Source organism: Citrobacter sp. ABFQG (genome assembly GCF_004322975.1).
GTDB classification, from domain to species: domain Bacteria; phylum Pseudomonadota; class Gammaproteobacteria; order Enterobacterales; family Enterobacteriaceae; genus Citrobacter; species Citrobacter freundii.
Genome location: NZ_CP036435.1, coordinates 2,371,952 through 2,397,917, shown reverse-complemented (window position 1 = coordinate 2,397,917; position 25,966 = coordinate 2,371,952). Strand labels below are relative to the sequence as shown.

Genomic DNA, 25,966 nt, shown 5'->3' with positions numbered 1-25,966 from the left:
CGTGAATATAAACGTCGCAGATTTGTTAAATGGGAATTACATCCTGTTATTATTTGTGGTCCTGGCTCTGGGCCTGTGTCTGGGCAAATTGCGTCTGGGTTCAGTCCAACTCGGTAATTCCATTGGCGTTTTAGTGGTCTCCCTATTATTAGGTCAGCAGCACTTTAGTATTAACACCGATGCATTAAATCTCGGCTTTATGCTGTTTATTTTTTGCGTCGGCGTCGAAGCCGGCCCCAACTTTTTTTCGATTTTTTTTCGCGATGGGAAAAATTATCTAATGCTTGCCCTGGTGATGGTCGGTAGCGCAATGCTGATCGCCCTGGGGCTGGGTAAGCTATTTGGCTGGGACATCGGCCTGACGGCGGGTATGCTGGCTGGCTCGATGACCTCAACGCCGGTGCTGGTCGGCGCAGGTGACACCTTGCGCCATTCAGGAATGTCAGGGACACAACTTTCAAGCGCTCTCGATAACCTGAGCTTGGGTTACGCCCTCACCTATTTGATTGGTCTGGTCAGTCTGATTGTTGGTGCGCGCTATTTGCCGAAACTTCAGCATCAGGACCTGCAAACCAGCGCCCAACAAATCGCGCGTGAACGGGGCCTGGATACTGATGCCAATCGTAAAGTTTACCTCCCGGTGATTCGCGCCTATCGCGTTGGCCCGGAGCTGGTGGCATGGGCCGATGGTAAAAATCTGCGCGAACTGGGTATTTATCGTCAGACCGGTTGTTACATTGAACGTATCCGTCGCAACGGCATTCTTGCCAACCCGGATGGTGACGCGGTGCTGCAAATGGGCGATGAGATAGCCCTGGTGGGTTATCCGGACGCCCATGCTCGCCTCGATCCCAGCTTCCGTAACGGTAAAGAGGTGTTCGATCGCGATCTGCTCGATATGCGCATCGTCACTGAAGAAATTGTAGTGAAAAACCACAATGCCGTTGGTCGTCGCCTGGCTCAGTTGAAACTGACCGACCACGGTTGTTTCCTGAACCGCGTGATCCGCAGCCAGATTGAAATGCCTATTGATGACAACGTCGTGCTCAACAAAGGTGACGTATTGCAGGTCAGCGGTGATGCTCGCCGCGTGAAAACCATTGCCGATCGTATCGGCTTCATTTCGATTCACAGTCAGGTGACCGATCTGCTGGCCTTCTGCGCCTTCTTTATCATCGGTCTGATGATCGGGATGATCACCTTCCAGTTCAGTAATTTCAGCTTCGGCATCGGGAATGCGGCTGGACTGCTGTTCGCCGGTATCATGCTGGGCTTCCTGCGAGCCAACCATCCAACGTTTGGCTACATCCCACAGGGTGCGCTGAACATGGTGAAAGAGTTTGGCCTGATGGTATTCATGGCTGGTGTCGGTTTAAGCGCAGGCAGTGGCATTGGTAATGGCCTGGGGGCCGTCGGTGGTCAAATGTTGATTGCCGGTCTGGTAGTCAGCCTGGTTCCGGTTGTTATCTGTTTCTTGTTTGGTGCTTACGTATTGCGCATGAACCGCGCCCTGCTCTTTGGCGCCATGATGGGCGCACGTACCTGTGCTCCGGCAATGGAAATCATCAGCGACACCGCACGCAGCAACATCCCTGCGTTAGGCTATGCCGGGACCTACGCGATAGCCAACGTTCTGCTGACATTAGCGGGGACACTCATCGTCATTGTCTGGCCTGGCCTTGGTTAGCGCTGAAATTTACCCTTAAACGAAAATTTTTTGCAGGTAAGCAGAACTTTTCTTCAAGGTGTCAGTCATAACTATTGCCACTGCTTTTCTTTGATGTCCCCAATTTGTGGAGCCCATCAACCCCGCCGTTTTGGTTCAAGGTTGATGGGTTTTTTGTTGCCTGAAATTTACTACTGAAAAAATCAATCACCAACACCAACACCAACGCCAACACCAGCAGTATGCCCGTATTCGAAGTCAGTGTACTTATGGTTCCTCGTGCTGCCTGGCAATCAAACACAATTAAATTTAACTGGAACCCTACCATCGAAAATTATGGCTATATACCTGTGACTCATATCTCAATTTTTTGAGTCAAAAGTTTGACAGTTCATTTCAACTCTGTTTTATTGCCTACACGATAATTATCCACAACATCTCTATTTAAATAGTGAACTTTTTCATGCTTTTAATTTACTCATGGTGATAAGTAATGAAGCTGCAAACTGTTATTCATAGAAAGAACATAATTTACTTTACTGTCGGCCTGGCCATGTTGACGATAATGGGAATTCTGGGAGTGGACACTTATTTACCTTCAATTCCCGACATCGCAAAAGAATTTGAAAAAAATGTCTCAACCACGCAGTTGTCGATTATGGTTTATACCCTATGCATTGGTTTTGGACAGCTAATTTTTGGTCCATTATCTGATGCTATTGGCCGGCGAAAAATTATGCTTACAGGTGCGGTTATTTATGGCGTGACAACATATTGTCTCACGCTCTCAACCGGTCTGGTTATGTTTCTGGCGATCCGTGTCATACAAGGTCTTTCTATATCAATAACGCTGGTTACAGCAATCAGCGCAGTTCGAGATGTAACTCGTGGTTCAGTGGCCGCGACGCTGTATGCCATCATCATCACTATCGAAGGTGTCGTTCCCATTGCTTCGCCCCTGCTGGGAGGGGTAATTAATGACTTATGGGGATGGCGCGCAATTTTTTTAATGATATGTGGCTATGCTATTATAACGTTAACATACGTTTATTTTAACTTCCCTGAAACACTCAGCCATGAGAGAAGGGTTGCCTATTCATTGAAATCATCATTTAATACGTATAAAGAGATCAGCAAACAACCTCGATTTTATCTACCTTGTCTGTCTCTTGGTCTGTCATTCTCGCTGATTTATTGCTATGTCACAGCCTCCCCATTTATTTTTATGGTTACGTTTGGATACTCATCAACGCAATTTGGTGTGCTTTCATCAATTATTGGAGGCTTCCTACTGCTGGGGGCTGCATTATCAGGTAAACTTCTTAAGAAAAGGTCTGCGCCGCAAATTTTGAATTCGTGGCTGAAAATCATCGCCTCATTTATTGTACTGTGTATTCCATTAATAATACTTAGTTATCACGTCAATATTTTTATATTCTTCTTTATTATCCTGATGTTTGCTGGAGGGATGTTCGAATCACTCTATACCTACCTGACCATGTCCAGCCAGCGCACCAACCTGGGAGCGACCTCTGCGTTGATGGGAGCCGCCTCGCTGGTTATTCCGTCAGTCATCGGAGGTGTCGGTAGTTTTTTAATTGAGCTAAATACCAGCATCTGGATGATGTACTTGCTTTTGATAATTTTGATAATGATATACATGTTAAAGAAATATCAAACACTTACAGTAACTGATCGGCGTTAAAATGAGCTGATAGACATTGCTGCTATAAGATCCATAGCAGCAATGTCCCCGACATAACCTGATTTTTCATCGCTGAGTGAGGTTCCCCGGAAACGCTTTCTCAAATTTGCAGCATGCCCGTTATGGCACATACTTTACTCGGTGCTAAATGGTGATGGGGTTGCTATGTTACTCTCAGGCAAAGTCGCAATGATCTTCGGTGGCAGCGGCGCTATTGGTAGTGCAGTTGCGCATACTATGGCGCGCGAAGGGGCCCATGTGTATCTGGGCGCGCGCCGTCAGGAAAAGCTGGATTGGACCGCCAGTGGCATCCGAACGGCGGGTGGTACAGTCGAAACCTTTATCACCGATGTACTCGACGAGCACAATGCATCGAAGGAAGTTACCCGCCTTGTACAGCAAACCGGTGGAATAGATGTGGTGGTTAACGCAACGGGATTTATGCACGAACAGGGCAAGCGCATCGATGCATTATCCCTCTCTGAGTTTATGAGCGGTATCACCCCTTTTCTTGCGGCGCAGTTCAATATCGCAAAAGCCGTAACGCCGCACATGGGCGGCAATCGAGCAGGCGTTATTCTCACCATCGTTGCGCCCGCAGCCCCGATGGCGATGCCCGGGCATCTCGGCCATATCGTCGGCTGTGCAGGAACAGAGGCTTTTATTAAGGCGCTCGCCAGCGAGACGGGACCAATAAACATTCGTGTCGTCGGCGTGCGGTCGCATGCGATTGTGGATGCTGTAGCGGCTGGCTCCTATACCGGAGAAATTTTCACCGCTAAAGCACAGTCAATGGGTTTAACCGTCGATCAATGGTTAGGGGGGGCGGCGCAAAGTACCATGCTCGCGCGCCTGCCTACGCTTGCACAAATCGCTGAGGTTACAACCTTTCTCGCTTCAGACCATGCCAGCGCCATGACCGCCACAGTGGTAAATATTACCGGGGGCGCCACCATAAGCTAATTTACCCGCTTTTCACGCCACGCGCTGCTGCGAGCCTTTTTTTGCACTCGGACGGGAACACAATGCTATACCGCACATAATAACCAACGCGCTCACCAGATGATATGAATGCAGAGTGACGTGCAAAAACATCACGCTAAATAATCCGCCACTCAATGGGATCAAGTGTGAATAGATCTCTCCACGCGTTGCGCCAATGGCGCTAATCCCTTTGTTCCATAATAGATATGACAGCCACGAAGGAAAAATAACAAGGTATGCCAGCCCAGTCACAACGCCTGTATTGGCATAGCTATTCCATCCCGGCATACCATTGCGTATCAACTCCAAAGCCAGTACCGGAATAAGTACAATCGCACCTAACAGCGCGCTCACTGCGACAAAGGCGTTTCCCTTTACCTCACGCGGTTTAATGCGTAAAAAAGCACAATAGACGGCCCAACTTAACGCTGACCCCATGGTCCAGAAATCGCCCTGATTCAGATGCGCAAATACCCGCGCATTTATCATATCACCCTGCGACACCAGCCATATAACACAAACAGTACTCAGGATCACACCAGCTATATTTCGCGCAGAAATCCGCTCTTTAAAAAAAAACTTATTGATTAACAGTACGAGCGCCGGGGTGGTGGACATATAAATCACGGCATTAAGCGAGGTTGTATATTGCAAGCCGATATACAACGTTAAGGGGAAAAGAACCTGACCACAAAGCGCAAGGAAGACGATAGTACCAAAGGATTTTTTCATCACCGGCCATTGCTCTGTGACCTGACGAAAATAGAGCGTCATCAATAATAACGCGGTAAATACCCAGCGTGCCGCTGATAAAACGATGGGATTAACTTCAGCGACCAAGAGATGACCAATCACATAATTTCCACCCCAAAAACAGGCAGCCAGACTGAGTAAAAGATAGGGCATATTTGCGCCTTATTGTCAGTTGTACGGTATGACCACAAGGCTACGGCGGCGTGAGAATGAATGCTAATATAACGTTTTTATCCATCTGCATAGATTAAAACTATGAAATTTACGCTAAGGCAACTTGAGTTTTACATCGCGCTTGCAGAAACATTACAAATTTCCAAAGCTGCTGCACGCTGTCATATTTCTCAGTCATCAATGACCATTGCCATGCGGAACCTGGAAGAAGCATTAGACGTGCAGCTATTTGTACGTTATCCCAAAGGTGTGAAGCTCACCGCTGAGGGCGAGCGCTTTCTGGCACATGCCTGCAACATCATCAACAGTAGCCACTCGGCTATTGACGCCCTGCATGACAGGAGCGAAATTCTCACCGGCACGGTGCGCATAGGCATTGCTGAAACGCTCTCTGCCTATCTTATCCCGGATATACTCAACGATATTGAACGACGTTTCCCTTTGCTGGAGATCGTGTTTTATGAAGCTACTGCACCGGAACTGGTACAGGCGCTACGGGAACAAAAGGTCGATTTTTGCCTGCTTCTGACCTCAAATATCAACCATGATAACGACCTGGAGATCGAAACATTTATTCGTTCACAGCGCCGCCTGTGGACGTCTATTGGGCATCCGCTACAGAGCCAGGCATCGATCCGTTTAATAGACGTCGAGAAACTACCATTTTTACTACTGGAAACCGATAAGTACCCTGACGTAATCATCGATTACTGGCAGCAGCGTGGCTATACGCCCAATATCAGTTTTCGCAGCAACTCTTTTGAAGCAATAAGAAGTCTGGTTGCAAAAGGTAGAGGGATAACCATTTTATCCGACCTGGTGTATCGCCCGTGGTCACTGGATGGTCTGCGCGTCATGCACAGAACGATTGATGATTTTATTACTTATATGGATGTCGGGACGGTAAAAATAGCCGCCCGACCGTTGACGCCAGAGGCGGTAAAAGTCATTGATTTTTTACGTCAGGCCGTTACCCGCCTCGACAAACCATTTTGAGGATTTTATCTCTGCGGCAATTCGGCAATACGCTCCACCATCATCAGAATATCTTCTCGCTGCAGCGGTTTTTTATCCGTGACAAAATGCAGCGTCATTCCTTCAATAAACGCATCCAGCGCCCGCGCCGTAACCGGATCAAACCACTGCTCTAACGTTTGTTGGCTACGTAGCATCCAGTTCTGCATCACCGTTTTCAACGCTGGTTTACGGCTGGCGAAAGCATACAGCTGATACATAAGCTCCATATTATCAGGCGTTGTGACCTGGGAGCCGTAAATCATATCGGTAATCGCATGGCAGGCCGCCTGCGCATCAGCAACGTCGGCAAAAAAATCCTGGTACTGCTGAGACATAGTATGCGTAAAACAGCTGAATGCCTCCAACAGCAGATCATCTATTCCTGCAAAATAATAGGTCATGGAGCCCAGTGGCACCTCGGCAATCATAGCGATTTTACGGTGTGTAACCCCATGAATACCATGGATTACTATCGCCTTAAGGGTGGCCTGAACTATTTTTTCCCGCCGCTGCGGATCGTTTGCACGTCGCACTGCATTTCCTCTTCTTGCATTTGTGTACAAATGTACACAACCTTGCTAATGTTGTCTTCTTTCCTCTTTTCTTTGGCTCGAATTCATGACTGGCATCTCATCACGCAAAGCCTTAAGACGTCGCACCTGGGCGCTGTTCACGTTCTTCTTTTTACCAGGATTATTAATGGCCTCCTGGGCAACGCGTACCCCTGCCATCAGAGATATCCTCTCCATCTCTACCGCCGAAATGGGCGCGGTACTGTTTGGACTCTCTATTGGTTCGATGAGTGGCATTCTTTGTTCGGCCTGGCTGGTGAAACGATTTGGCACGCGCAAAGTGATCCGCACTACCATGTCATGTGCGGTCATTGGGATGGCTATCCTCAGCGTGGCGCTCTGGCTGCATTCCGCCTGGCTTTTCGCATTTGGTCTGGCCGTGTTTGGTGCCAGTTTTGGCGCAGCAGAAGTGGCCATCAACGTCGAAGGTGCGGCGGTTGAACGCGAAATGAATAAAACCGTGCTGCCGATGATGCATGGTTTTTACAGCCTGGGAACGCTGGCGGGCGCAGGGGTCGGGATGATGCTTACCGCCTTCAGCGTCCCGGCAAACGCGCATATTCTGCTGGCGGCGCTGGTAGCTATCACGCCTATCTTTATCGCCATCAAAGCAATTCCTGACGGCACGGGTAAAAATGCCGCTGATGGTTCTCCCTCCGGTGAAAAAGGACTGCCTTTTTATCGCGATATCCAGTTATTGCTGATTGGCGTCGTGGTGCTCGCAATGGCATTTGCTGAAGGTTCCGCCAACGACTGGCTTCCGCTGCTGATGGTGGACGGTCATGGGTTTAGCCCAACATCAGGCTCTCTGATTTATGCCGGATTTACGCTGGGCATGACCGTTGGCCGCTTTACTGGCGGCTGGTTCATCGACCGCTACAGCCGCGTAACGGTGGTGCGCGCCAGTGCGCTGATGGGCGCTCTCGGGATTAGCCTGATTATTTTTGTCGACAGCTCTTGGGTGGCGGGTGTTTCCGTTATTTTGTGGGGACTCGGTGCATCACTCGGCTTCCCGCTGACCATTTCAGCCGCCAGCGACACCGGCCCCGATGCACCAACCCGCGTCAGCGTTGTCGCAACAACCGGCTATCTGGCGTTCCTGGTTGGACCGCCGCTGCTGGGCTACCTGGGTGAACACTACGGCCTGCGCAGCGCTATGCTGGTGGTGCTGGCGCTGGTGCTTGTCGCCGCCATCGTCGCGAAAGCGGTGGCGAAACCGGATCTCAAAAATACCACGGTGATGGAGAACAGCTAATGAGCATCAAATTAATTGCGGTCGACATGGATGGCACATTTTTAAGTGACCAAAAAACCTATAACCGTGAGCGCTTTATGGCGCAATACCGCCAGATGAAAGAACAAGGGATCCGCTTTGTGGTCGCCAGCGGCAATCAATATTATCAGTTGATTTCCTTTTTCCCCGAACTGGCCAGTGAGATCTCATTTGTTGCCGAAAACGGCGGTTGGGTAGTCAGTGAAGGTGAAGATGTTTTTAACGGCGAACTGGCAAAGGATGATTTCCAGGCCATCGTTGAACATCTGCTGACCCGTACAGACATTGATATCATTGCCTGTGGTAAAAGCAGCGCCTACACGCTGAAGCAGTACAGCGATGAACATAAAGCTGTTTCTGCCATGTATTATCATCGTCTCGAATTTGTAGATAATTTTGACAATCTTAACGACGTTTTCTTCAAGTTCGGGCTGAATATTTCCGACGACAGAATCCCACAGGTGCAGGCCGATCTCCACGAGGCGATTGGCGACATTATGGTGCCGGTGCATACCGGCTACGGGAGCATCGATTTAATTATTCCTGGCGTGCATAAGGCAAATGGACTGCGGCTGCTGCAACAACGCTGGAATATTAACGACGATGAGGTTGTTGTGTTTGGCGATGGTGGAAATGATATTGAAATGCTGCGCCAGGCGGGATTTAGTTTTGCAATGGCCAACGCCCATGAGCCGGTTATCAAGGCAGCGAAATATCGCGCGGGATCGAACAACGAAGAGGGCGTCCTGGATATTATCGACCGCGTGTTAAAGAATGAAGCACCGTTTACGCATTAACGCCTCAGCACAGACGGCAACAAAATGATGGCATGATCTATTCATAATCCGCCTCAAATTAACCCACTGGATTATTACTTCCAGTGAATATTTCAGGTGAGCGGATTATGAAGAAAAGTGTACTGATGGCGACATTGTTGCTGGGTTTTGCAGGGTCAGTATTTGCACAAAGCGTTACCGTTGATGTACCAAGCGGTTATAAAGTGGTGATCGTGCCCTCTTCCGTCAGCGTGCCTCAGGCGGTCAACGTGACTACCGCGCCACAAACGGTGTATGTTGCCCCGGCTCCTGCCCCGGCTCCTGTTTATCGCGCACATCCTTATGCGCGACATGTTGCCAGCGTCGGTGAAGGCATGATCATCGAACATCAGATTGACGATCACCACTAAGCTTCTGCCAGGCCCGGGCTACCGGGCTTTAGCCTTCCCGGGAATCCCCTACCCGTTTATCTTTCAGGAAGATCACCATCAGAATCAGCCACAGCACGCCGCTGGCCAGATTGAACAAGCTGAACAAGCCGTTGCCTCCCAGCAGATAAGCGTGTTTACTCAGCTCGATACCAACGGTAAAAATCAGCATCTGCAACATACCCATTGCGGCAGAAACCGTACCTTTACTCATTTCACTGGCAAACAGCGTCAGGCGCACCAGCCCCGCATTCGCCACGCCAATGCCAAACGCATAGATACTCAAACCCGCCGTCATCCATAGATATGCATGAGATGACACCACCGTGGCCGCAGCGGCAATAATCAGGCCAACGGCAATTGGCCAGCCGCCCATGATAATCAGCGAACGCACGGTTTTTCGCGAAGTCAGACGCGCCAGCACCAGGTTACCGGCAATCAGCGCACCAAAAATCGGCACCTGCAACAGGCCATATTCGTAACTACTGAGATGTTCTCCGCTGATGATAATAATCGGAGATTGCGCAATCCACGCCAGTAACGGCAGGCTGACAAAACCCAACGCCAGTGCGCCTGCAACGAAACGCACGTTCCTTAGCACCAACTTATAATCCTTGCCCAGCTCTTTAATGGACAGCTTTTCACCCAGCCGGGTTGCCGTTTCCGGCATCGCGCGTTGCAGACCAAAAAAGGAGATGGCCGCCAGAGCAGCAAACAGGATAAACATCCCTTCCCACGGCAGAACATGCACCCAGGCTGCGCCTACCAACGGACCCAGCAACGGCGCAATCAGCGCCACGTTTGCCATCAGCGCGGTAATTTTTATGCAGACCGCTTCTTCAAAGGACTCCTGAATGGCGGCGTAACCCACCGCACCAATAAAGCACAGGCTTATCCCCTGCAAAAAACGCAGGAAAGTAAATTGCTCAATATTCTGTGCAAGCAGGGTCGCAAGGCAGGTCACGATGAACCAGAGCACGCCGGTTAACATCACCGGACGACGCCCAACACGATCCGATAGCGGTCCTAACAACCACTGTAAAAACATGCCGCCAGCCAGATAGGCGGTCATGGATGTGGGTACCCAATCTAATCCGGCATTGTATTGCTCCACCACCGCCAACATTCCAGGCTGGATCATATCGTTGCCGATATAAGTAGAGAATTCGTAAAGCACCAGACAGAGAGGGAAAAGTAATGCCTGACGCCCCAAACGGGCGCCTGAAGATAAACGGTTCTGCATGCAGTCTCTTAGCTATAGAAAAATCGCGCAAAGTGTAATAAATGCGCCGTACTGGTGATAGTGAATTATGTGATTTGAAAGCAAAATGCGCACATTTTTACATTCATTTGCTCAAGAAGATTTTGCTTTAAGGTTAATTTAAGTTGAGACCGCTATCATGCTCAATAAGTCTCATTAATTGTCTTAAAAATAGTCATTTAGCAGACAAATAAGACAAGACCGCTTTTTATCCCGTGAAAGCAATTTTATGCTCTCGCTCCCATGGGCCTTTTTAACGATTACACTGAGTCTGGACGTTATGCTGGAAAATCTGAACAACTCACTTTTTTACCTGATCAATGCAACACCCGACTCTGCGCAATGGGCAATTTCGCTCGCCATTTTCATTGCCAAAGATCTGATCAGCATTGTGCCGCTGTTAGCCGTTGTGCTCTGGCTATGGGGACCTCGCGGTCAGGTTACGCTCCAGCGCCAGTTGGTCATCAAAATGGCCATTGCGTTGATAGTTGGTCTGACGATTTCCTGGCTGATGGGACATCTGTTCCCTCACGATCGCCCGTTTGTAAACCACATCGGTTACAACTTCCTGCATCATGCGGCAGATGATTCTTTCCCGAGTGACCACGGTACGGTTATCTTTACCTTTGCACTGGCCTTCCTGTTCTGGCATCGCCTGTGGACGGGCGCTCTGCTGATGGTCGTTGCCGTGGCGATTGCCTGGTCGCGGGTTTACCTTGGCGTACACTGGCCGCTGGATATGCTGGGCGGATTACTGGCTGGGTTGATCGGCTGTCTGAGCGCCCAGATGATCTGGCAGCGCTTTGGCGCGACCCTGTACCTCGGCTTGCAAACTTGCTATCGCGCCTGCTTCGCCCTCCCCATCCGTAAAGGTTGGGTACGTGACTAACCCACGGTAAAAAGAGTAGTATTAAGCGCGAAACTGAGCACTTATTCTATTCTCCAGGGGAACTATGGAAACTCGACGCGACGAGCGTATTGGTCAATTACTGCAGGCGCTGAAACGCAGCGATAAATTACACCTCAAAGAAGCCGCAACGTTGCTGGGCGTGTCTGAGATGACCATTCGTCGCGACCTGAATAATCATGATGCTCCCGTCGTACTGCTCGGGGGCTATATTGTTCTGGAACCCCGCAGCGCTAACCATTATTTAATCAGCGATCAAAAATCCCGTCTGGTTGATGAAAAACGTCGCGCCGCCCAGCTGGCGGCGAGTCTCGTGCAGGCACATCAGACCATCTTTTTCGATTGCGGTACTACCACACCGTGGATCATTGAAGCGATCGACAATGAACTGCCCTTCACCGCAATCTGCTACTCGTTGAATACGTTTCTGGTGCTGCAGGAAAAACCGCAGTGCCGCGTCATTCTGTGTGGTGGCGAATTCCATGCCAGTAACGCGATTTTTAAACCGCTCGACTTCCAGGAAACGCTGAACAATCTGTGTCCGGATATCGCCTTTTATTCTGCGGCAGGCGTTCATATCGAGAAAGGCGCGACCTGTTTTAATCTGGAAGAACTGCCGGTGAAGCACTGGGCAATGTCGATGGCGCAGCATCACGTTTTGGTGGTCGATCACAGCAAGTTTGGCAAGGTGCGGCCTGCGAGGATGGGGGAATTAAAACGCTTTGATACCATCATCAGTGATAACCGCCCTGACGATGAGTTTGTTGAGTACGCTAAAGCGCAACGTATCACGCTGAAGTATTAAGAGATACTGCCGGACGGCGATTGCGCCATCCGGCATAGGTAAGGTTAAGAGAACCAACCACCAAACCACTGGTGGAATTTCATCATCACAAAGTCCCACATGCGGCTAAAGAAACCACCCTCTTGCACATCCTCCATCACCATCAACGGACGTTGCTCAATGGATTTTCCGTTCAACTGAAAGTCGATAGTGCCCACAACCTGACCTTTCTTCAGCGGTGCAGTTAGCTGTGGTTCAGTCAGGGTAAAGCTGGCCTTCAGGTTTTTGAGCTGGCCACGCGGGATGGTCACAGAACCACCTTCTCCGGCACCCAAATTCACTTCACTCTTATCGCCAAACCATACGCGCTGAGTAACGAAAGTCGCATCCGGCTTGATCGGCGTAACGGTTTCAAAGAAGCGGAAGCCCCAGGTCAGCAGCTTTTCTGACTCATTAAAACGAATGCGATCGGTTTTCGCCCCCAGCACCACGGAGATCAGGCGCATATCGCCCTGGGTCGCGGAAGCCACCAGGTTGTATCCCGCCCCGGCAGTGGTCCCGGTTTTCATTCCGTCCACGTTAAGGTTGGTGCTCCACAGCAGACGGTTGCGGTTCGGTTGACGAATTTTATTGAAGGTAAATTCTTTCTCTTTGTGAATAGCATACTCTTCCGGCACATCATGAATTAACGCCTTCCCGAGCAGCGCCATATCACGTGCGGTACTGAACTGTCCTGCCGCATCCAGACCGTGCACCGTCTGGAAAGTAGTGTTGGTCAGCCCCAGTTTTTTCGCATAGCCGTTCATCAGACCAATAAAGGATTCCTGGCTGCCGGCAACGTAATCAGCGAGTGCAATACAGGCATCGTTACCTGACTGAATGATAACGCCTTTATTCAGATCTGACACCGCAACCTGATCGCCGGGCTTGAGGAACATGACCGACGAACCGCGCAGGGCTGGATTACCGGTCGCCCAGGCGTCTTTGCCCACGGTGACCATGTCGTTGAGGTTAATTTTTCCGGCCTTCAGCGCCTGCCCAACCACATAGCTGGTCATGATTTTGGTCAGACTGGCAGGATCCAGTTTCTCATCAGCATTACCTTCCGCCAGCACCTTGCCACTGGCGTAATCCATCAGAATCCACGCGCGTGCGTCCACGCTCGGCGGGGCCGTCGGTTGCTCCGCCGCCTGTACGGTCGGCGCCAAAAGGATTAAGAGTGCAGAACCTGCAGCAAAGCTGCGAAGTGAAGAGAAGTATTGCGTCATAAATGCCACCCGAGTATCCATTCCAAAAAACCACGTCATACCACACCGTGTTTACACAAAACCGGCCAAGCGACCTCGACCAACCCATGCAGAAAAAGTCTGATGGATGACGTGTAAAATAAGTGCGGTGAGTAATAACGCACTAACGAGCTTAAAGAAACCGTAAGTTGGTAAAGTTTTTAAAGTTTATGCAATAACGCCGCGCTGCGCTGCTCCTGGCACGATTTTTTTAGACTTTGTTGCGTAAATATTAGGTTTACCCCACCATGTGAGCTAGTCAGATGGCATCTGCAGCCATAAAGCTGCTCAATTAATTTGCGGGGTTACTATGATTACACTGTGGGGTCGCAATAACTCGACCAACGTAAAAAAAGTATTGTGGACGCTCGAGGAACTGGAACTGCCGTATAACCAAATTCTGGCGGGCGGACAGCATGGCGGTAACCGCGATGCCGACTATCTGGCACTAAACCCGAACGGACTGGTCCCGTTGTTACGCGATGATGAAACGGACGTTGTTCTGTGGGAATCCAATACCATTGTCCGCTATCTGGCCGCTCAGTACGGACAAAAACGTTTATGGATTGACGCTCCGGCCGCGCGCGCCGTCGGCGAAAAATGGATGGACTGGGCAAATCAGACGCTAAGCCCCGCGCATCGGGTTATCTTATTTGGCCTGGTCAGAACACCTGCCGATCAGCGCGATCTAGCGGCCATTGAGGCCAGTAAGCAAGTTTGCGATAACCTGTTTGCCATTCTGGATAACGCGCTGGCGGACCAGCCATGGTTCTCCGGCGCTGAATTTGGCACTGCCGATATCGCTGTGGCACCGTTTATCTATAACCTGTTCAACGTTGGCCTGAGCTGGACCCCGCGCCCTCATCTGGAGCGCTGGTATCAACAACTGACCGAGCGCCCGGCGTTTCAAAAAATCGTGATGATCCCGGTCAGCTAATTCAATCAGGGACTCACTTTCAGTAATTCCCCGTCGGACTCGTCGGTTAGTACATACAAATAACCGTCTGGTCCGACGCGCACATCACGGATCCGTTGCCCCCTTTCCTGCAACAGACGACCATCCTCAGTGACCGTATTCCCTTTAACGCTCAGTACGATCACTTCTTTATCTTTCAACGCGCCGATGAACAACTTCTGCCGCCACTGTGGAAAGGTATCGCTATTATAAAAAGCCATTCCGCTGACCGCTGGCGACTTTTCCCAGTAAAAGATGGGTTGTTCCGTGCCAGCAACAATTTGACCTTTTGCTTCGGGAATTTTCAAACCACTGTAGTTAACACCCCAGGTCGCGACAGGCCAACCGTAGTTTTTCCCTTTCTCGGGGATATTAATTTCATCGCCTCCGCGTGGACCATGCTCATTGAGCCACAACACATCACTCCACGGATTCATCGCCATACCCTGCGGGTTGCGGATGCCATACGACCAAATCTCTGCCCGCGCTCCCGCCATGTTCACAAACGGATTATCCGGTGGAATTTTGCCCTCATCGGTCAGCCGTACGACCTTGCCCTGCAGCTTATCCAGATCCTGGGCGGTAGCGCGTTGATTATTCTCCCCCAGGCCAATAAACAGATAGCCGTTGCCATCAAATACCAGACGTCCACCAAAATGGTTTCCGGTAGAGAGCTTTGGCTGTTGGCGAAAAACGGTCTGAAATCCTTGCAGGTGTTTGAGATCGTCACTCAATCGCCCGTAGCCTACCGCGGTGCCCGCTTTGCCTTCGCGGTCGGTTTCAGCGAAGCTTAGCCACACCCGACGGGATCGTTCAAAGTCCGGAGCTAACACCACATCAAGCAATCCGCCCTGACCATTCGCCCAGACTTTTGGTACGCCGGTTAGCGGGTCGGAAAGCCCTTTATCAGGCTGCCAGAGTCGAAGCTGTCCACCTTTGAGCGTAATGAGCATACCGCGGTTATCGGGTAAAAAAGCCAGTGACCATGGGTGATCGAGTTTGGTTTGCAGCACTTCCACTTTTACCGCGACGGCATAAGAGGAAAATAGCGCAAGTGGGATAGCACAGAGAAAGAGTCGACGCATAACACCTCCTTAATGGCTCTGCATAAAGCGTAGCCAGCAAGGGGAATCACCCCGTCATATTTACATAATCTTAACGAAAAGGGGGAGCGCCCTCCCCCTGATTCAGACGTGTTCCAGCGTTGGGTAAGATTGCAAACTCTGGATACTCAGCGTCAGCGTTGTCAGGCAGTTTTCCAGTTTCTCTGCGTTAACGGCGATAAACGTTGGACAATCATGGTGTCCACTCATAAGACAAACAGCGGCGGCGGCTAACGCCCCTTCAGCACGATGAAGGGCATTCCACTCTTCCTGATCAAGATGCATACCGTGAAGCTGTGATTGTTCGTGCAATTCGCGATTCAGTGCAAAAAAATTATCACGCAGACGATCGCTCTCGCTGACTGACATGTAGCCTTTCGCTTTTCTCAACAGCAGATAAGCGGCAAGTTCGATACGGGCGTTTATCAATTTGTTGAGAAGATCGGTTCTCAGTCTGTCAACAACCATACTTTGTTCCTCCTCTTTCCAACTATGGTGCAACTTAATAGTATGGTTGTTTTTTGAACAAAGTCGTGTCCAGGATCAATCCATCACTTAAAATTAACATAATTTACAAATAATCTTTAATTCCGCGCCCGGCAGGCCGCTGATGGTATGAGATTGCGATACAATTTTTGTTCAGAACTCTGTAGAATCCCTGCCCTGAACATTCCAATAACTGAACACTTTTTACGCTATGAGCAATGTAACCCACCAGCCGAAAATCGGCTTTGTCTCCCTCGGCTGCCCGAAAAATCAATAAATATATTGTGTTATTTTTTATGCTATCCATTTAACTTATTGATAATCAACTAACACAGATTCGCAAGTTACCTTAGTACCGTTCCATTGGTCACGGTAGATTGATGTATCTATCCCCACACCAGGATGTAAGATTAGCCCCGTATCCTTTTCAAATTTGATGTACTTAGCAGACTGTATCGAGCGGTCATAGTATGTATGGCCTGAGTACTTAAACCCCGCACTACCCTGTGGAACAATCCATACCCCATAGCTGGAATACTCCCTTGCCCTATCAATTATCTTGTACTCAAATTCACTACCCGTATAACGGCCTGTATACGCCCCTGACGTGTTTATCTTGCCGAATGGGGGATTACCATAAGCAACACGGTAGAAACGGTCTGGTGTGTATTGTAGTGCATCACCAGTGATCCATTCGGCTTGTGGTAGTACACGTTTACCAATAAGTACGTATTCAGGATTCAGTTCAACACATGTGATGTGTGAAGGTTTATTACGTATGAATTGATAGTAGCTAAGTCGCCCGATACCGGCACATAGTTCAATGCAGTCATCACTACAGCCAGCGTCTAGCATAAAGTCCCATGCTAGCATTTCGGGCGTGAAGAAAGCACCAGTAGCCCCGATACCATCACCCCTGTAGTTATTAAAAATAAACTCTTTATCATCTTCTGTTAGTTGCCTATCTGAATGTACTAACTCCATAACTTTTAAACGTAGTTGTGATTCCTTTTTAGTTACTCTTGCCATAAAATACCCTTGTACAAATTATGTATAGGTATTTATGAAAATGTCAGTGGAAAAACTTATTAAAAAAAGCAAGATTAAAAGATATATAGCTAAAATTCGATTCTCACATGTAATGTGTTTGTGTACTGGGGCATTAATCCCAATCTACAGTGATGTACTTTTTTTGAATGGATTTGATAGTAGCACCGTCTCTGCTATTATGGATACAGTAGTTGCAGGTTCTGTAATCTATGCTGCCTGGAGCGTTCGAAACTGGTTTAAAGATAGAGTTAAGAATAAAGGCTTTGAACATGCTCAATTAATATTAATGGATATACATTTAATTACTAAACTCCTATTCGAATTGCAATCAGATTATAAGTATTTTGCATTAAATTATATGAATGGTACTGAATTAACCAAAGTAGAAAAAAATGAACTCATATTAGAACGTGAAGAAATATTAGTTCAATGTTCTAAGATTAGAAAAAAGTCAGTAGAATTGCTAGTTTCAATTTATGGTTTAGGATCATGGGATATGAAGTTGCATTATGAGAATGATTATATTACATATCTAAGTGCAATCGAGGATGCAAGAGAGAAAATAGAAGATAAGATAAGAAATATTGACATCGATACCCATACAAGCCACATAGCCAGAAATAGATCAATGAATAACTTCAAAAAAGAGTTTGAAGAATTAATAAAAAAATGCTCGATTATGAACAGAACTTTAAATAAACGATTTGCAAGCGTATTCTCTTATTCCCCTCCAATCGAATAGCAATAAACCATTCTTAAAAAACCTTTAGAAATTAATCCAGCAGAATTTTTTCACTAAACCACTGGAAGAATCAAGTACTGATACAATAATCCAGAAATCACGCTAATGGTAAAATTCCTGTAACATCAATACCCCTTATAACCTCTTTATCAACATATGTTATCTATTCACCAGAACGCACTAACTTCATCGACCTATTATGATTAGTAGATTTCTTTTTATCTACTTTTGGCATAAAATACCCTTATACAATATATGCACAGGTAGTTAGGGAATTATTAATGAAAACCATCAAACTATTAGCAGTAGTTATAGTCATTACATTATTATCTATAGCCGCTAATATTGCATTGATTTATCTATGCCCAGATACTGAATATTCACTTTGGGTTAGTACACAATCTTTGATCTTGACATTCATTGCGGCTACTTATTGCGTGAAAACAAAGATAAACCATTTTCTAGAAAGGGAAATCGATCTTATTGGTGTGTTTAGTGTTGCTGTAGCTATCAGTGCATCCATAACATCATTTTATGTAAATGATAAGTTTAAATTCCCCGATACATTAATATATTCCTTAGTAATTATTTTAGGAATAGCATTCATCATTTGGGATTATAAAAAATTTAAAAACAAAACAACACGGTACTTGCCAAATATAAAAAGCACCTCAACATTTAGAGAGACAAATAGCCAAATAATCATAACCACAAAAATAGATAAAGCCCCATAAGGGGCTTCATTTAGATTTTAACATTCCTTTAATTTCAGAAATATCACTTTTAATTTTTGAAAGTTCTCGTACTAAATCGTACAATTCATCAATATCAGATTCGTTGTTTTCTGTTTTAGTTTCTAATACTAAAAGTTTACTTTCAATATCACTTATACGCCTTTCAGCTTCTAATATCTCCTGTTTTCGTCTATAAAGCAGATGCCCAATAAATGTAAAGAATCCAATGATAAGACCCCCTATTGCAATGTAGTCCATTACTTATTTCCTTATTTTTAGTATGAATCATAAACGTCTGTGTTTATGTAATAACTGCTAGTACGTTAGTTGGATTGGTAACGGCATTCATCATAACTCCATTACGCTGTACTTAAATACCATATACCATTACATACCTCCTACCATCAATTGCAACAATGCAAATATCTCACCCAATGGAAGGGAGAATAAAACAATTCCAAATACATCAAGTAAAGGTACAAGGATATAATTCCACGCAATGATTGCTCCCAAAACATAAAACAAGAAATTACGACCACTAAAGCCTTTTTTGATTTCTTCTCTGTTTGTCTCGTTAGTTTCCTGAGTAGTAACTACAGTTTTATCAATTTCTTTCTCTTGTTTTTTCTGGAAAAAAGATAGACCAGATTTTATTAATTCTATAATTACACTAATCATTCCATGATTCCTACACAATATGCATGTACTCTTAGACCTTTAACGAACAATTCACCATACCCTAAAACTATCACATCAAAACCCATACCGCGTAATTCCCAACGTAAAGTACTACCAACTTTAATTGGTTTCTTCTTGTCGTAAATTACATTCATATGTTGAGATGAAGTATACCCACTACTTTTAAGTTCTTTCTTTACTTTCTTATTCAGAAAATATTATAAATGGGCTTACTATTTGCCATTGGTGTAAACCCATCAAGTGTTATGTATGGTGTATCATCATTAAAATGTTGTTCAAAGTCCATGCCTAGCCTCTTTTTAATTTAAAGTGTCCTTGTATGCCGCTTATAATCGCAATAGCCCCCCCTGTTCTGCCTCATTATAAAAGTCATATACGAGCTTATGTTTTTTACTTTCGCGTACACCAATTATCCTCTTTGTTTTATATTTAGTGTTTTTTTAGTAATATCAATTAAGTACTTCTTACCATTCTGCACTACCGCCTTATATTTACCCTTTGCTAAACCACTTTTTAATTGTGAAATGTTCCCCAGTTTAGTCATCTTTGCCGCACTGGTAGGTACAAATTTATTAATATATGAAGATTTTACAATTACATCATATAAGTACTTGGCCTGAATATCCTTAATCATGATAGTACAGGTAACACTAGTACCAATCTTTGCATAAAAGAATAGTACCGCACTATTAGTAAATGGAACTGGACCCTTATCTATTGCCGCCGACATATCGGCCTGTATTTGTCTTGATAATGTACGGGTAATTGGTTTCATTTAATTATTCCTTGCATAATTATTCACTTCGCTTCGGGCATGCATTTATTTTGCATATGTGTTCAAATCAATGCGTGGGCGAAACCTCACCCTTTAGGGGCTACGGGGGGGTACCTTTTATAGATCCATACAAAACAATAAGATATTTGTTTTTCTATTTAGTGGTATAGGTGACGGCCTCACTCCCCCACGCACTGTTTATGCACTTTATTGCATAAATGATAGTGCTATCACACTGAGGCGATAAGGTATTTTGTACCCGTCCACGGTTTGGTGGTTTATTATTTCGTCACGTAATTCTATTAATCTTTTAATATGTTTATGTTCACTACCCTTATATGAATCAATAGTATTAATTGGGTAGTTATACTTACCAATGCTATATCGTGAATAGTTTAATGAATGTATTTATACTTGAGCGTTAGTGAATGGTTATCAATGAATAGCCCGTAACCGTCCTGTGTGATGATATGAGCGGTTATTAGATTATCTTTACGTGATATAGGTATCGTAGCTTGTGGACGTTTCTATGGCCTTGTGTGTGCCATTGGGAAAGTGTAGGAAGGTGGTTAACATAGCGTGTACTCCTATGCTGTATAGGAGTATTTAGAAATAAAAAACCCACAAATTTGTGGGTTTAAAAAATAATTTAGTTAATGGCTTTTATTTCCCAACGACCGCCAGGCTTGGTGATTTCATACCGATATTGATCATCGCAATAAATATCGATTCTACCAGAAAAGTTAGCATTACTAAATGTCGTAACTTTATCACACTTATAACCTCTAGACTGAATTAATGATTGTGCAAAATCCTTTGCGTCTTGTGCTTCTTGTGCAGTCATTTTAACTGTCTGCTCCTGCGGTTCAGATTTAGTTGTTGTTTTTTTCTCATCTTTGAAATGAAAATATGATGCAACTAAGACAATACCCCAGATTATTTTTGTACTGGTTTTCATATCAAAACATCCTTTATCGCATAATTAAGCATATTGATTGAACAGAAAGTAAATTGAGACCATTTATACTGAATTTTTCAAGATTTAACTTCGGTACAGTTGGTTATTAGATATCTTATTTTATTTTTAATATCCTGTATTGCATAATGGTTTCCAGTATCAGGATTTGCACGAGTGTAAACATAATCACCAATGGTAATACGATGAACTATCCTTCTAACATTATTAATGTCAGTAATTACATGAACTTCAAGAGGCGGAGTTTCCTGATTAATATGTAAAACTTTAATTGCAAAATGATCAGGATAGTCCATTACTGTTGCTTCACCCGTAAGTACTGATTTGACATCAACTGTACCTATAACGCCTTCAGTTATTCCTACGTCACACTTAAGTACAGTAACTGCATGTACAGAGGTCGATAATATTACTGATAATAAAATTAATAACCTTTTCATTCAGTATCTTACCCATATAATGATTGATGCCATTAATAAAAACTGCATTTATCAAAGCTCTTCACATTTTATATCGTTATACATATTTCCTTCTCTATCCTGGTATATATTGCCATAATAATAGCCATCATCATGTTTACTATTAGCTATTATAATTTCTCTATAGTAATCGTTATCTTTGGGAGATGTTATATAGTGATATGCTAACATAGCTTGATCATAGTATCGCGTTACAAAAATGCCGCTCTCTGTGCTTATGGCATAATTTTTAATATCCCAACATTTGAAGTTAGGTATGGATGCATAAGTTACAGTTGGCAGTAAAACTAGCCATATCAATATCTTCAGAACCGCCTTTCTCTACTGATCATATATTTTTATAACTCATAATTTCAATTTATTATGGCCTTTTACAACCACCATACTCATCATAGCTATTAGAATCATTTCGTGCATCTGTATAGTGATGATAGAGCGTTTTATTTTCATTAAAACTGAATGCCACTAATTCATTATTATTACCTATGAAGTAAGCATAACTCCATTCATCCTCACCAAGCCTAGCATTTCTAAGTAGTAATTTTCGCCCATCATATATAATAAATTTACCCTCACTATCAATAGATACGGAATGAGTTTTGGAAAAATCTGTATTTGAACACGTAAATGATTTTATTTTATCTTTTTTTGTACACCCTATCAGAGATAGAGATATTGCTAATATTACAAAATATGTAATTTTCATAAATCATTTCCCATTAATTTTTCTAATTTTTGCTCTTAACTGATCTAATGTGAGTACATCCTGACCGATATGAAGCATAGCATGACAATTTGCACATACCGGTATAAGATCCTTAATTGGATCAACCTTATGTTTTTTCTTCTCAACTGAAATAGGCTTGATATGATGAACATGTATAAATTCTTTACCTAGATCGCCGTATGTTTTTTCAAAATTAAATTTACATACTTTGCAACTGTAACCATGAAAATCAAGACATTCCTTGCGAGCTTTAGGGTTTCTCTCATAATAAGTGCTCCATTTTGTTTTTCTATCACCTTCGTAATAGTGTTCTTCTACTTCAGGGGTATAATTATAGTTTTCTTGTTCAGTGGCATACCATGCGTTACCTTCTCTTGACAAATATTTCAATTCAATTATAGGTACGAATGATTCAATTTTTGCTGCTTTCTTTTCATTAATATCCTCTTTTCGTTTTTGACTAAATGTGTAGAGTTGATATCCTTCATATATAACTTTATTCAGATGTTCACGTGCCTGAATATAACCTAACTTTTTACTACCATTTACATTTTCATTCCAATCATCGGATAAGATCATAACTTTAGTTGCATCTGCTGATCTAAGATCCTCCCATGCTCCAAAAATAATCCTCTTGTTGGTCTCATCAATAAATGACCAACTCCACATATCATTTTTACATGTAGCACCCAGAGAACGTAGAAACTCAGTTCGAGACATAGTGTATCCTTGATTTTTTTATGGTCTTAACTTCTTCACACTATCGATTGTTGGAAGTTTCTATCGTTCGTACAGCTAACAAACCTACCCTAAATAGATAGAAACCTCCAACAATCGATAGTGTATGTAGGTTCCTTTTGATGGTAAAGTACTATTACTGTGTTGTATGCGTTCACACAACACATTTACATGGGGTTCTATGTTTATTTTTATCATCTATAGTTTCAGTTTAAATATTTACTAGTGCATTAATTTACCTTGGAAACTATTTGTTTTAGATATTAAACTCAAATTGAACAATGTATCGAAATACTCTACATTCGTAGTTAATTAATTTTTGAGATTATAAAATGAAATTTATCTCTGAAAGAAATGAACATGTAAGAATAGACAATGGATATTGTGTAATATGTGGGAATTTTAGCAAACTAAAAAAAGATCATGTACCGCCACAATGTGCATCCAAACCTTCACCAATGTTGCAAAAGACGATTTTTGAGTATTTCTCTAATGCTCATGTGCCACCAATTAAAGCTAAAAATGGTACAACTTTTCGTACTATTTGTCATGATTGCAATTCTCAGCTTCTTGGTTCAATGGATGCAGAAATAGGTCGTGTTACATCGGAGTTTATCAAAAAATTAAATGATTACTTCGTTGGGAAATTTTTCTATCATAATTATATTTCATTTGAATTTGATGCTTATAAATTCCTAAGAGCAATGATTGGACACCTTCTTGCTGCAACATCTGTAAAAGATTGTATGCTTCCAATTGTTGATAGTCCTTTTTATACGCCATTAAGAAGCTTTGTATTAGGTAAAAACCTAGATATTGATACAACTCATAACATTTATTACTGGTTTTATCCATTCAAAAGGCAAATAACAGCTCAGTCAGTTGGCTTTTTCAATGATGGTCATTTTTGTATTTGCTCATGTTTACATTTTTTTCCGATCTCTTTTATGGTCACATTAAAAGAGCAAGGAACATATCCTGTTCATGCGACGGAAATGAAGTTATCAGATAATTATCTTCATTTCAATATGACGACAGCAAATATTGATTATGCTTCTTTTCCTTTCGTTTCGTTAAAGGGTAATCAAATGTCAATGCTCAGTTCTGGTCACACATGTGTAAGTTACACTAAATGATTATTCTCTATAATCCGTTCTCATGGAAAAAATTATGAAAAATGAATGTAAAATTCAGAATTTTAATTTTTTGTTACTTACTATAGTAGCAGTGCTATTAATTATTGCTATTTTTGTAGGTGTTGAAATATTATTTCATAGCTCTAAAGGATATGAATGGGTAACTTTAGTAGGAGCATGGTGTAGTGCTTTGGAACATTAGGTACTCTATGGGTTGCCTACCTAGCATATCTAAAAGCACCTGCATGGTTATCACAAAAACATTATGATGTTGTTTATAGTGTTATTGAAAAAGCAATTTATCAAGATCTTATTAAGATACGTTCTGCTAGCTTAATTTTAAAAAATCATTTAGTAACTTCAGCAAAAATGTACCGAAATTATTTAAACAAAGGGAGCCAACTACAAGAATCACATGATGAGTTTATGAATAAGACTGACACTCTCGTTTCTGACTTATACATCATCTCTTACTCTGTCATTAATGCTTTGAAATCTATTGATAGAACTAATTACGGCATAAGTGATTATACAAAAGAAATAATAAATGCACTTCAGTCGTACACTAAGAAATATAATAATTTAAGTGTTGAATTATATATTGCAAGTTCTTCTATTCCCTCATTAACACATGCAGATGAAAGTGTGGAAGACAGCGAATGTAAAGAGCTTCATGCAATGATGATGAATGCTATTTCATTTCATGAAAAACTCTCAACATTTATCAATGACATTTATGACAATAATTACTCAGTTGATAGATTCATATTTCTGAAGAGAGAATGACTCAATTGCCCCGTTGTTCTTTAACGCTCATATGACACGAACATTTAAAGAAAAGCATCTACCACACAACACATAGAAACAATGCCCCATCGGGTACATTTACTGCTAAGCACTTCGCAACATACCATGTAGAAAAAACAAAGCCCCTTTAGAGGGGCTTTTTTGTTTTCTTCGGTTTAGGGTTTAGTACAGTGTCCAGTAGTTCTACGGTCATTTCCTGATTGTTACTATAGAATGCGTCCAGTAGCAGTCCTGCAATCTTCTTTTGATGGGTTAGGGGATCTACCAGTGAGTTCTGAAATAGTTCTTCTTCGGTCATATGGTGCTGTGTGATCTCTTCACCTGCCCCGTAAATCTTGCCGTAGGCGTTACGTGTGGCGTTCTGGTGACGGGCAATACGTACCCATGAGTTACCAGTTATTAGCCTCCCATAGTGCGTAGTATCGCCTTGTAGGTGGGCTTGTTGTTCTAGTCCATCCACTTCATATTGTACTTTGAAATTTTGTTTATTGTTGTTGATTACTGTGTATTTCATTTATAACCCTTTATAAAAATTAGATGTTGCTCTTATTGAATATTTATTATTGAGGTGTGCGGTTGTAGGTCTTTCCCCCTTAGTACTCTTATAGTCGCGTATATAGTCCTGTATGACTTCCTTTAGTGCCTCCCCTACTGGCGGTGTATCACTAAGTGGGGATTTCTTCGGTTTGTTATAAAGTCCGTTTGGCTTCATTCCACGTGCTTTATTGGCTTTTCGTATTTGTTCCCATGTACTCATAGTAATTCCTCTAGTTGTGCCTTTCGGCGGTTTCTTTGTGACCGTTCCCACTTCGCGGGGCTGCGTGTCCACTTCAAGAGACTTTGAATAATCTATTGAGTAGTAATTCTTGGTAGTTGGTACTTCCAATCAATTATTTGTTAGTACTTTTATTGTCTGAGCGAAAGCGAGTAGGAACGGGCGTTCTTTCGAGTACTCACGAGAAAAACGCAAGTT

The 25,966-nt window shown here is 44.0% G+C and carries 31 protein-coding genes; 15 read left to right on the top strand and 16 right to left on the bottom strand.

Annotated elements, in window-relative coordinates; genetic code table 11:
* The first annotated feature begins 1 nt into the window (after position 1).
* The 3 genes from WN16_RS11635 (at position 2) to WN16_RS11620 (ending at position 4,334) form a co-directional block, all read left to right on the top strand.
* A complete protein-coding gene (locus tag WN16_RS11635; protein WP_003035354.1) occupies positions 2-1,687 on the top strand; it encodes an aspartate:alanine antiporter in 1,686 nt (561 codons plus the stop codon).
* Between the two features lie 472 nt (positions 1,688-2,159).
* On the top strand, positions 2,160-3,371 hold the full coding sequence (locus WN16_RS11625) for a multidrug effflux MFS transporter (RefSeq protein ID WP_003845517.1): 1,212 nt from the start codon (positions 2,160-2,162) through the stop codon (positions 3,369-3,371).
* Positions 3,372-3,536: 165 nt separating this feature from the next.
* Positions 3,537-4,334: an SDR family oxidoreductase gene (locus WN16_RS11620; protein WP_003845515.1), complete on the top strand. Its 798-nt coding sequence runs from the start codon at positions 3,537-3,539 to the stop codon at positions 4,332-4,334.
* Positions 4,335-4,346: 12 nt separating this feature from the next.
* Here the strand turns inward: WN16_RS11620 and WN16_RS11615 are convergent, their stop codons facing one another.
* Entirely contained in the window at positions 4,347-5,261 is a 915-nt protein-coding gene (locus WN16_RS11615; protein WP_044701677.1) for a DMT family transporter, read from the bottom strand.
* Between the two features lie 102 nt (positions 5,262-5,363).
* Here WN16_RS11615 and WN16_RS11610 point away from each other — a divergent pair, with 102 nt between their 5' ends.
* The gene (locus WN16_RS11610; protein ID WP_003836947.1) at positions 5,364-6,278 is read left to right on the top strand and encodes a LysR family transcriptional regulator; all 915 of its coding nucleotides are present in this window, start codon (positions 5,364-5,366) and stop codon (positions 6,276-6,278) included.
* A 5-nt stretch (positions 6,279-6,283) separates the two neighbouring features.
* Here the strand turns inward: WN16_RS11610 and WN16_RS11605 are convergent, their stop codons facing one another.
* On the bottom strand, positions 6,284-6,832 hold the full coding sequence (locus tag WN16_RS11605) for a TetR/AcrR family transcriptional regulator (protein WP_003035341.1): 549 nt from the start codon (positions 6,830-6,832) through the stop codon (positions 6,284-6,286).
* Between the two features lie 85 nt (positions 6,833-6,917).
* Here WN16_RS11605 and WN16_RS11600 point away from each other — a divergent pair, with 85 nt between their 5' ends.
* The 3 genes from WN16_RS11600 (at position 6,918) to WN16_RS11590 (ending at position 9,330) form a co-directional block, all read left to right on the top strand.
* On the top strand, positions 6,918-8,126 hold the full coding sequence (locus WN16_RS11600; RefSeq protein WP_003836950.1) for an MFS transporter: 1,209 nt from the start codon (positions 6,918-6,920) through the stop codon (positions 8,124-8,126).
* A complete protein-coding gene (locus WN16_RS11595) occupies positions 8,126-8,941 on the top strand; it encodes a Cof-type HAD-IIB family hydrolase (RefSeq protein WP_003035335.1) in 816 nt (271 codons plus the stop codon). Before WN16_RS11600 ends, WN16_RS11595 begins: the two co-directional genes overlap by 1 nt.
* Positions 8,942-9,048: 107 nt before the next feature.
* Entirely contained in the window at positions 9,049-9,330 is a 282-nt protein-coding gene (locus tag WN16_RS11590) for a hypothetical protein (RefSeq protein WP_003035330.1), read from the top strand.
* Positions 9,331-9,358: 28 nt separating this feature from the next.
* Here the strand turns inward: WN16_RS11590 and WN16_RS11585 are convergent, their stop codons facing one another.
* Positions 9,359-10,591: an MFS transporter gene (locus tag WN16_RS11585; protein ID WP_003836956.1), complete on the bottom strand. Its 1,233-nt coding sequence runs from the start codon at positions 10,589-10,591 to the stop codon at positions 9,359-9,361.
* Between the two features lie 298 nt (positions 10,592-10,889).
* Here WN16_RS11585 and ybjG point away from each other — a divergent pair, with 298 nt between their 5' ends.
* On the top strand, positions 10,890-11,498 hold the full coding sequence (ybjG, locus tag WN16_RS11580) for an undecaprenyl-diphosphate phosphatase (protein ID WP_003836958.1): 609 nt from the start codon (positions 10,890-10,892) through the stop codon (positions 11,496-11,498).
* Between the two features lie 64 nt (positions 11,499-11,562).
* On the top strand, positions 11,563-12,321 hold the full coding sequence (gene deoR, locus WN16_RS11575; RefSeq protein WP_003836960.1) for a DNA-binding transcriptional repressor DeoR: 759 nt from the start codon (positions 11,563-11,565) through the stop codon (positions 12,319-12,321).
* Between the two features lie 44 nt (positions 12,322-12,365).
* Here the strand turns inward: deoR and dacC are convergent, their stop codons facing one another.
* Complete coding sequence (gene dacC, locus WN16_RS11570) at positions 12,366-13,568, bottom strand: serine-type D-Ala-D-Ala carboxypeptidase (RefSeq protein ID WP_003035316.1); 1,203 nt, start codon at positions 13,566-13,568, stop codon at positions 12,366-12,368.
* A gap of 328 nt (positions 13,569-13,896) precedes the next feature.
* Here dacC and WN16_RS11565 point away from each other — a divergent pair, with 328 nt between their 5' ends.
* Positions 13,897-14,523: a glutathione S-transferase family protein gene (locus WN16_RS11565; RefSeq protein ID WP_003836961.1), complete on the top strand. Its 627-nt coding sequence runs from the start codon at positions 13,897-13,899 to the stop codon at positions 14,521-14,523.
* 5 nt (positions 14,524-14,528) lie between these two features.
* Here WN16_RS11565 and WN16_RS11560 read toward each other — a convergent pair whose 3' ends face one another.
* The 3 genes from WN16_RS11560 to WN16_RS11545 all read right to left on the bottom strand — a co-directional run bounded on the left by WN16_RS11560 (position 14,529) and on the right by WN16_RS11545 (position 17,159).
* Positions 14,529-15,626 carry a PQQ-dependent sugar dehydrogenase gene (locus tag WN16_RS11560; RefSeq protein ID WP_003836963.1) on the bottom strand — a complete coding sequence of 366 codons (1,098 nt, stop codon included), beginning with the start codon at positions 15,624-15,626 and terminating at the stop codon, positions 14,529-14,531.
* Between the two features lie 102 nt (positions 15,627-15,728).
* Positions 15,729-16,112 (bottom strand): biofilm formation regulator BssR, encoded by a 384-nt coding sequence (bssR, locus tag WN16_RS11555; protein WP_003845496.1) that lies wholly within the window; start codon positions 16,110-16,112, stop codon positions 15,729-15,731.
* A 330-nt stretch (positions 16,113-16,442) separates the two neighbouring features.
* Complete coding sequence (locus WN16_RS11545; protein WP_044701680.1) at positions 16,443-17,159, bottom strand: methyltransferase; 717 nt, start codon at positions 17,157-17,159, stop codon at positions 16,443-16,445.
* A 46-nt stretch (positions 17,160-17,205) separates the two neighbouring features.
* Between WN16_RS11545 and WN16_RS11540 the strand changes: the two genes are divergently transcribed.
* A complete protein-coding gene (locus WN16_RS11540) occupies positions 17,206-17,922 on the top strand; it encodes a hypothetical protein (RefSeq protein WP_044701681.1) in 717 nt (238 codons plus the stop codon).
* A 281-nt stretch (positions 17,923-18,203) separates the two neighbouring features.
* Positions 18,204-18,656, top strand: coding sequence for a hypothetical protein (locus WN16_RS11535; RefSeq protein WP_003845493.1), 453 nt, complete (start codon positions 18,204-18,206; stop codon positions 18,654-18,656).
* Between the two features lie 6 nt (positions 18,657-18,662).
* Here WN16_RS11535 and WN16_RS11530 read toward each other — a convergent pair whose 3' ends face one another.
* The 7 genes from WN16_RS11530 to WN16_RS11500 all read right to left on the bottom strand — a co-directional run bounded on the left by WN16_RS11530 (position 18,663) and on the right by WN16_RS11500 (position 23,032).
* Positions 18,663-18,914 carry a hypothetical protein gene (locus WN16_RS11530; RefSeq protein WP_044701683.1) on the bottom strand — a complete coding sequence of 84 codons (252 nt, stop codon included), beginning with the start codon at positions 18,912-18,914 and terminating at the stop codon, positions 18,663-18,665.
* A gap of 129 nt (positions 18,915-19,043) precedes the next feature.
* Entirely contained in the window at positions 19,044-19,334 is a 291-nt protein-coding gene (locus WN16_RS11525) for a hypothetical protein (RefSeq protein ID WP_044701684.1), read from the bottom strand.
* Positions 19,335-19,764: 430 nt separating this feature from the next.
* Entirely contained in the window at positions 19,765-20,130 is a 366-nt protein-coding gene (locus WN16_RS11520; protein ID WP_224771503.1) for a hypothetical protein, read from the bottom strand.
* Positions 20,131-20,779: 649 nt separating this feature from the next.
* Positions 20,780-21,088 carry a hypothetical protein gene (locus WN16_RS11515; protein WP_003845482.1) on the bottom strand — a complete coding sequence of 103 codons (309 nt, stop codon included), beginning with the start codon at positions 21,086-21,088 and terminating at the stop codon, positions 20,780-20,782.
* A 77-nt stretch (positions 21,089-21,165) separates the two neighbouring features.
* On the bottom strand, positions 21,166-21,546 hold the full coding sequence (locus WN16_RS11510) for a hypothetical protein (RefSeq protein WP_127791476.1): 381 nt from the start codon (positions 21,544-21,546) through the stop codon (positions 21,166-21,168).
* Positions 21,547-21,946: 400 nt separating this feature from the next.
* Positions 21,947-22,291 (bottom strand): hypothetical protein, encoded by a 345-nt coding sequence (locus WN16_RS11505; RefSeq protein WP_127702284.1) that lies wholly within the window; start codon positions 22,289-22,291, stop codon positions 21,947-21,949.
* A gap of 3 nt (positions 22,292-22,294) precedes the next feature.
* A complete protein-coding gene (locus tag WN16_RS11500) occupies positions 22,295-23,032 on the bottom strand; it encodes an HNH endonuclease (protein WP_003845478.1) in 738 nt (245 codons plus the stop codon).
* 350 nt (positions 23,033-23,382) lie between these two features.
* Here WN16_RS11500 and WN16_RS11495 point away from each other — a divergent pair, with 350 nt between their 5' ends.
* The 3 genes from WN16_RS11495 (at position 23,383) to WN16_RS24510 (ending at position 24,972) form a co-directional block, all read left to right on the top strand.
* Positions 23,383-24,186: a chaperonin gene (locus WN16_RS11495; RefSeq protein WP_071681817.1), complete on the top strand. Its 804-nt coding sequence runs from the start codon at positions 23,383-23,385 to the stop codon at positions 24,184-24,186.
* Between the two features lie 34 nt (positions 24,187-24,220).
* Positions 24,221-24,388: a hypothetical protein gene (locus WN16_RS24515; RefSeq protein ID WP_191606759.1), complete on the top strand. Its 168-nt coding sequence runs from the start codon at positions 24,221-24,223 to the stop codon at positions 24,386-24,388.
* A 224-nt stretch (positions 24,389-24,612) separates the two neighbouring features.
* Positions 24,613-24,972 (top strand): hypothetical protein, encoded by a 360-nt coding sequence (locus tag WN16_RS24510; protein WP_207388392.1) that lies wholly within the window; start codon positions 24,613-24,615, stop codon positions 24,970-24,972.
* Between the two features lie 148 nt (positions 24,973-25,120).
* Here WN16_RS24510 and WN16_RS11485 read toward each other — a convergent pair whose 3' ends face one another.
* Positions 25,121-25,507: a hypothetical protein gene (locus WN16_RS11485; protein WP_003845473.1), complete on the bottom strand. Its 387-nt coding sequence runs from the start codon at positions 25,505-25,507 to the stop codon at positions 25,121-25,123.
* Positions 25,508-25,750 carry a hypothetical protein gene (locus tag WN16_RS11480; protein WP_003845471.1) on the bottom strand — a complete coding sequence of 81 codons (243 nt, stop codon included), beginning with the start codon at positions 25,748-25,750 and terminating at the stop codon, positions 25,508-25,510.
* Between the last annotated feature and the right edge of the window lie 216 nt (positions 25,751-25,966).

Coding starts and splice junctions, on each gene's coding strand:
- WN16_RS11625 (WP_003845517.1), top strand. CDS start 2,160: ATGAAGCTGCAAACTGTTATTCATAGAAAGAACATAATTTACTTTACT.
- WN16_RS11620 (WP_003845515.1), top strand. CDS start 3,537: ATGTTACTCTCAGGCAAAGTCGCAATGATCTTCGGTGGCAGCGGCGCT.
- WN16_RS11615 (WP_044701677.1), bottom strand. CDS start 5,261: ATGCCCTATCTTTTACTCAGTCTGGCTGCCTGTTTTTGGGGTGGAAAT.
- WN16_RS11610 (WP_003836947.1), top strand. CDS start 5,364: ATGAAATTTACGCTAAGGCAACTTGAGTTTTACATCGCGCTTGCAGAA.
- WN16_RS11600 (WP_003836950.1), top strand. CDS start 6,918: ATGACTGGCATCTCATCACGCAAAGCCTTAAGACGTCGCACCTGGGCG.
- WN16_RS11595 (WP_003035335.1), top strand. CDS start 8,126: ATGAGCATCAAATTAATTGCGGTCGACATGGATGGCACATTTTTAAGT.
- WN16_RS11590 (WP_003035330.1), top strand. CDS start 9,049: ATGAAGAAAAGTGTACTGATGGCGACATTGTTGCTGGGTTTTGCAGGG.
- WN16_RS11585 (WP_003836956.1), bottom strand. CDS start 10,591: ATGCAGAACCGTTTATCTTCAGGCGCCCGTTTGGGGCGTCAGGCATTA.
- ybjG (WP_003836958.1), top strand. CDS start 10,890: ATGCTGGAAAATCTGAACAACTCACTTTTTTACCTGATCAATGCAACA.
- deoR (WP_003836960.1), top strand. CDS start 11,563: ATGGAAACTCGACGCGACGAGCGTATTGGTCAATTACTGCAGGCGCTG.
- dacC (WP_003035316.1), bottom strand. CDS start 13,568: ATGACGCAATACTTCTCTTCACTTCGCAGCTTTGCTGCAGGTTCTGCA.
- WN16_RS11565 (WP_003836961.1), top strand. CDS start 13,897: ATGATTACACTGTGGGGTCGCAATAACTCGACCAACGTAAAAAAAGTA.
- WN16_RS11560 (WP_003836963.1), bottom strand. CDS start 15,626: ATGCGTCGACTCTTTCTCTGTGCTATCCCACTTGCGCTATTTTCCTCT.
- bssR (WP_003845496.1), bottom strand. CDS start 16,112: ATGGTTGTTGACAGACTGAGAACCGATCTTCTCAACAAATTGATAAAC.
- WN16_RS11545 (WP_044701680.1), bottom strand. CDS start 17,159: ATGGCAAGAGTAACTAAAAAGGAATCACAACTACGTTTAAAAGTTATG.
- WN16_RS11535 (WP_003845493.1), top strand. CDS start 18,204: ATGAAAACCATCAAACTATTAGCAGTAGTTATAGTCATTACATTATTA.
- WN16_RS11530 (WP_044701683.1), bottom strand. CDS start 18,914: ATGGACTACATTGCAATAGGGGGTCTTATCATTGGATTCTTTACATTT.
- WN16_RS11525 (WP_044701684.1), bottom strand. CDS start 19,334: ATGATTAGTGTAATTATAGAATTAATAAAATCTGGTCTATCTTTTTTC.
- WN16_RS11520 (WP_224771503.1), bottom strand. CDS start 20,130: ATGAAACCAATTACCCGTACATTATCAAGACAAATACAGGCCGATATG.
- WN16_RS11515 (WP_003845482.1), bottom strand. CDS start 21,088: ATGAAAACCAGTACAAAAATAATCTGGGGTATTGTCTTAGTTGCATCA.
- WN16_RS11510 (WP_127791476.1), bottom strand. CDS start 21,546: ATGAAAAGGTTATTAATTTTATTATCAGTAATATTATCGACCTCTGTA.
- WN16_RS11505 (WP_127702284.1), bottom strand. CDS start 22,291: ATGAAAATTACATATTTTGTAATATTAGCAATATCTCTATCTCTGATA.
- WN16_RS11500 (WP_003845478.1), bottom strand. CDS start 23,032: ATGTCTCGAACTGAGTTTCTACGTTCTCTGGGTGCTACATGTAAAAAT.
- WN16_RS11495 (WP_071681817.1), top strand. CDS start 23,383: ATGAAATTTATCTCTGAAAGAAATGAACATGTAAGAATAGACAATGGA.
- WN16_RS24515 (WP_191606759.1), top strand. CDS start 24,221: ATGAAAAATGAATGTAAAATTCAGAATTTTAATTTTTTGTTACTTACT.
- WN16_RS24510 (WP_207388392.1), top strand. CDS start 24,613: ATGAATAAGACTGACACTCTCGTTTCTGACTTATACATCATCTCTTAC.
- WN16_RS11485 (WP_003845473.1), bottom strand. CDS start 25,507: ATGAAATACACAGTAATCAACAACAATAAACAAAATTTCAAAGTACAA.
- WN16_RS11480 (WP_003845471.1), bottom strand. CDS start 25,750: ATGAGTACATGGGAACAAATACGAAAAGCCAATAAAGCACGTGGAATG.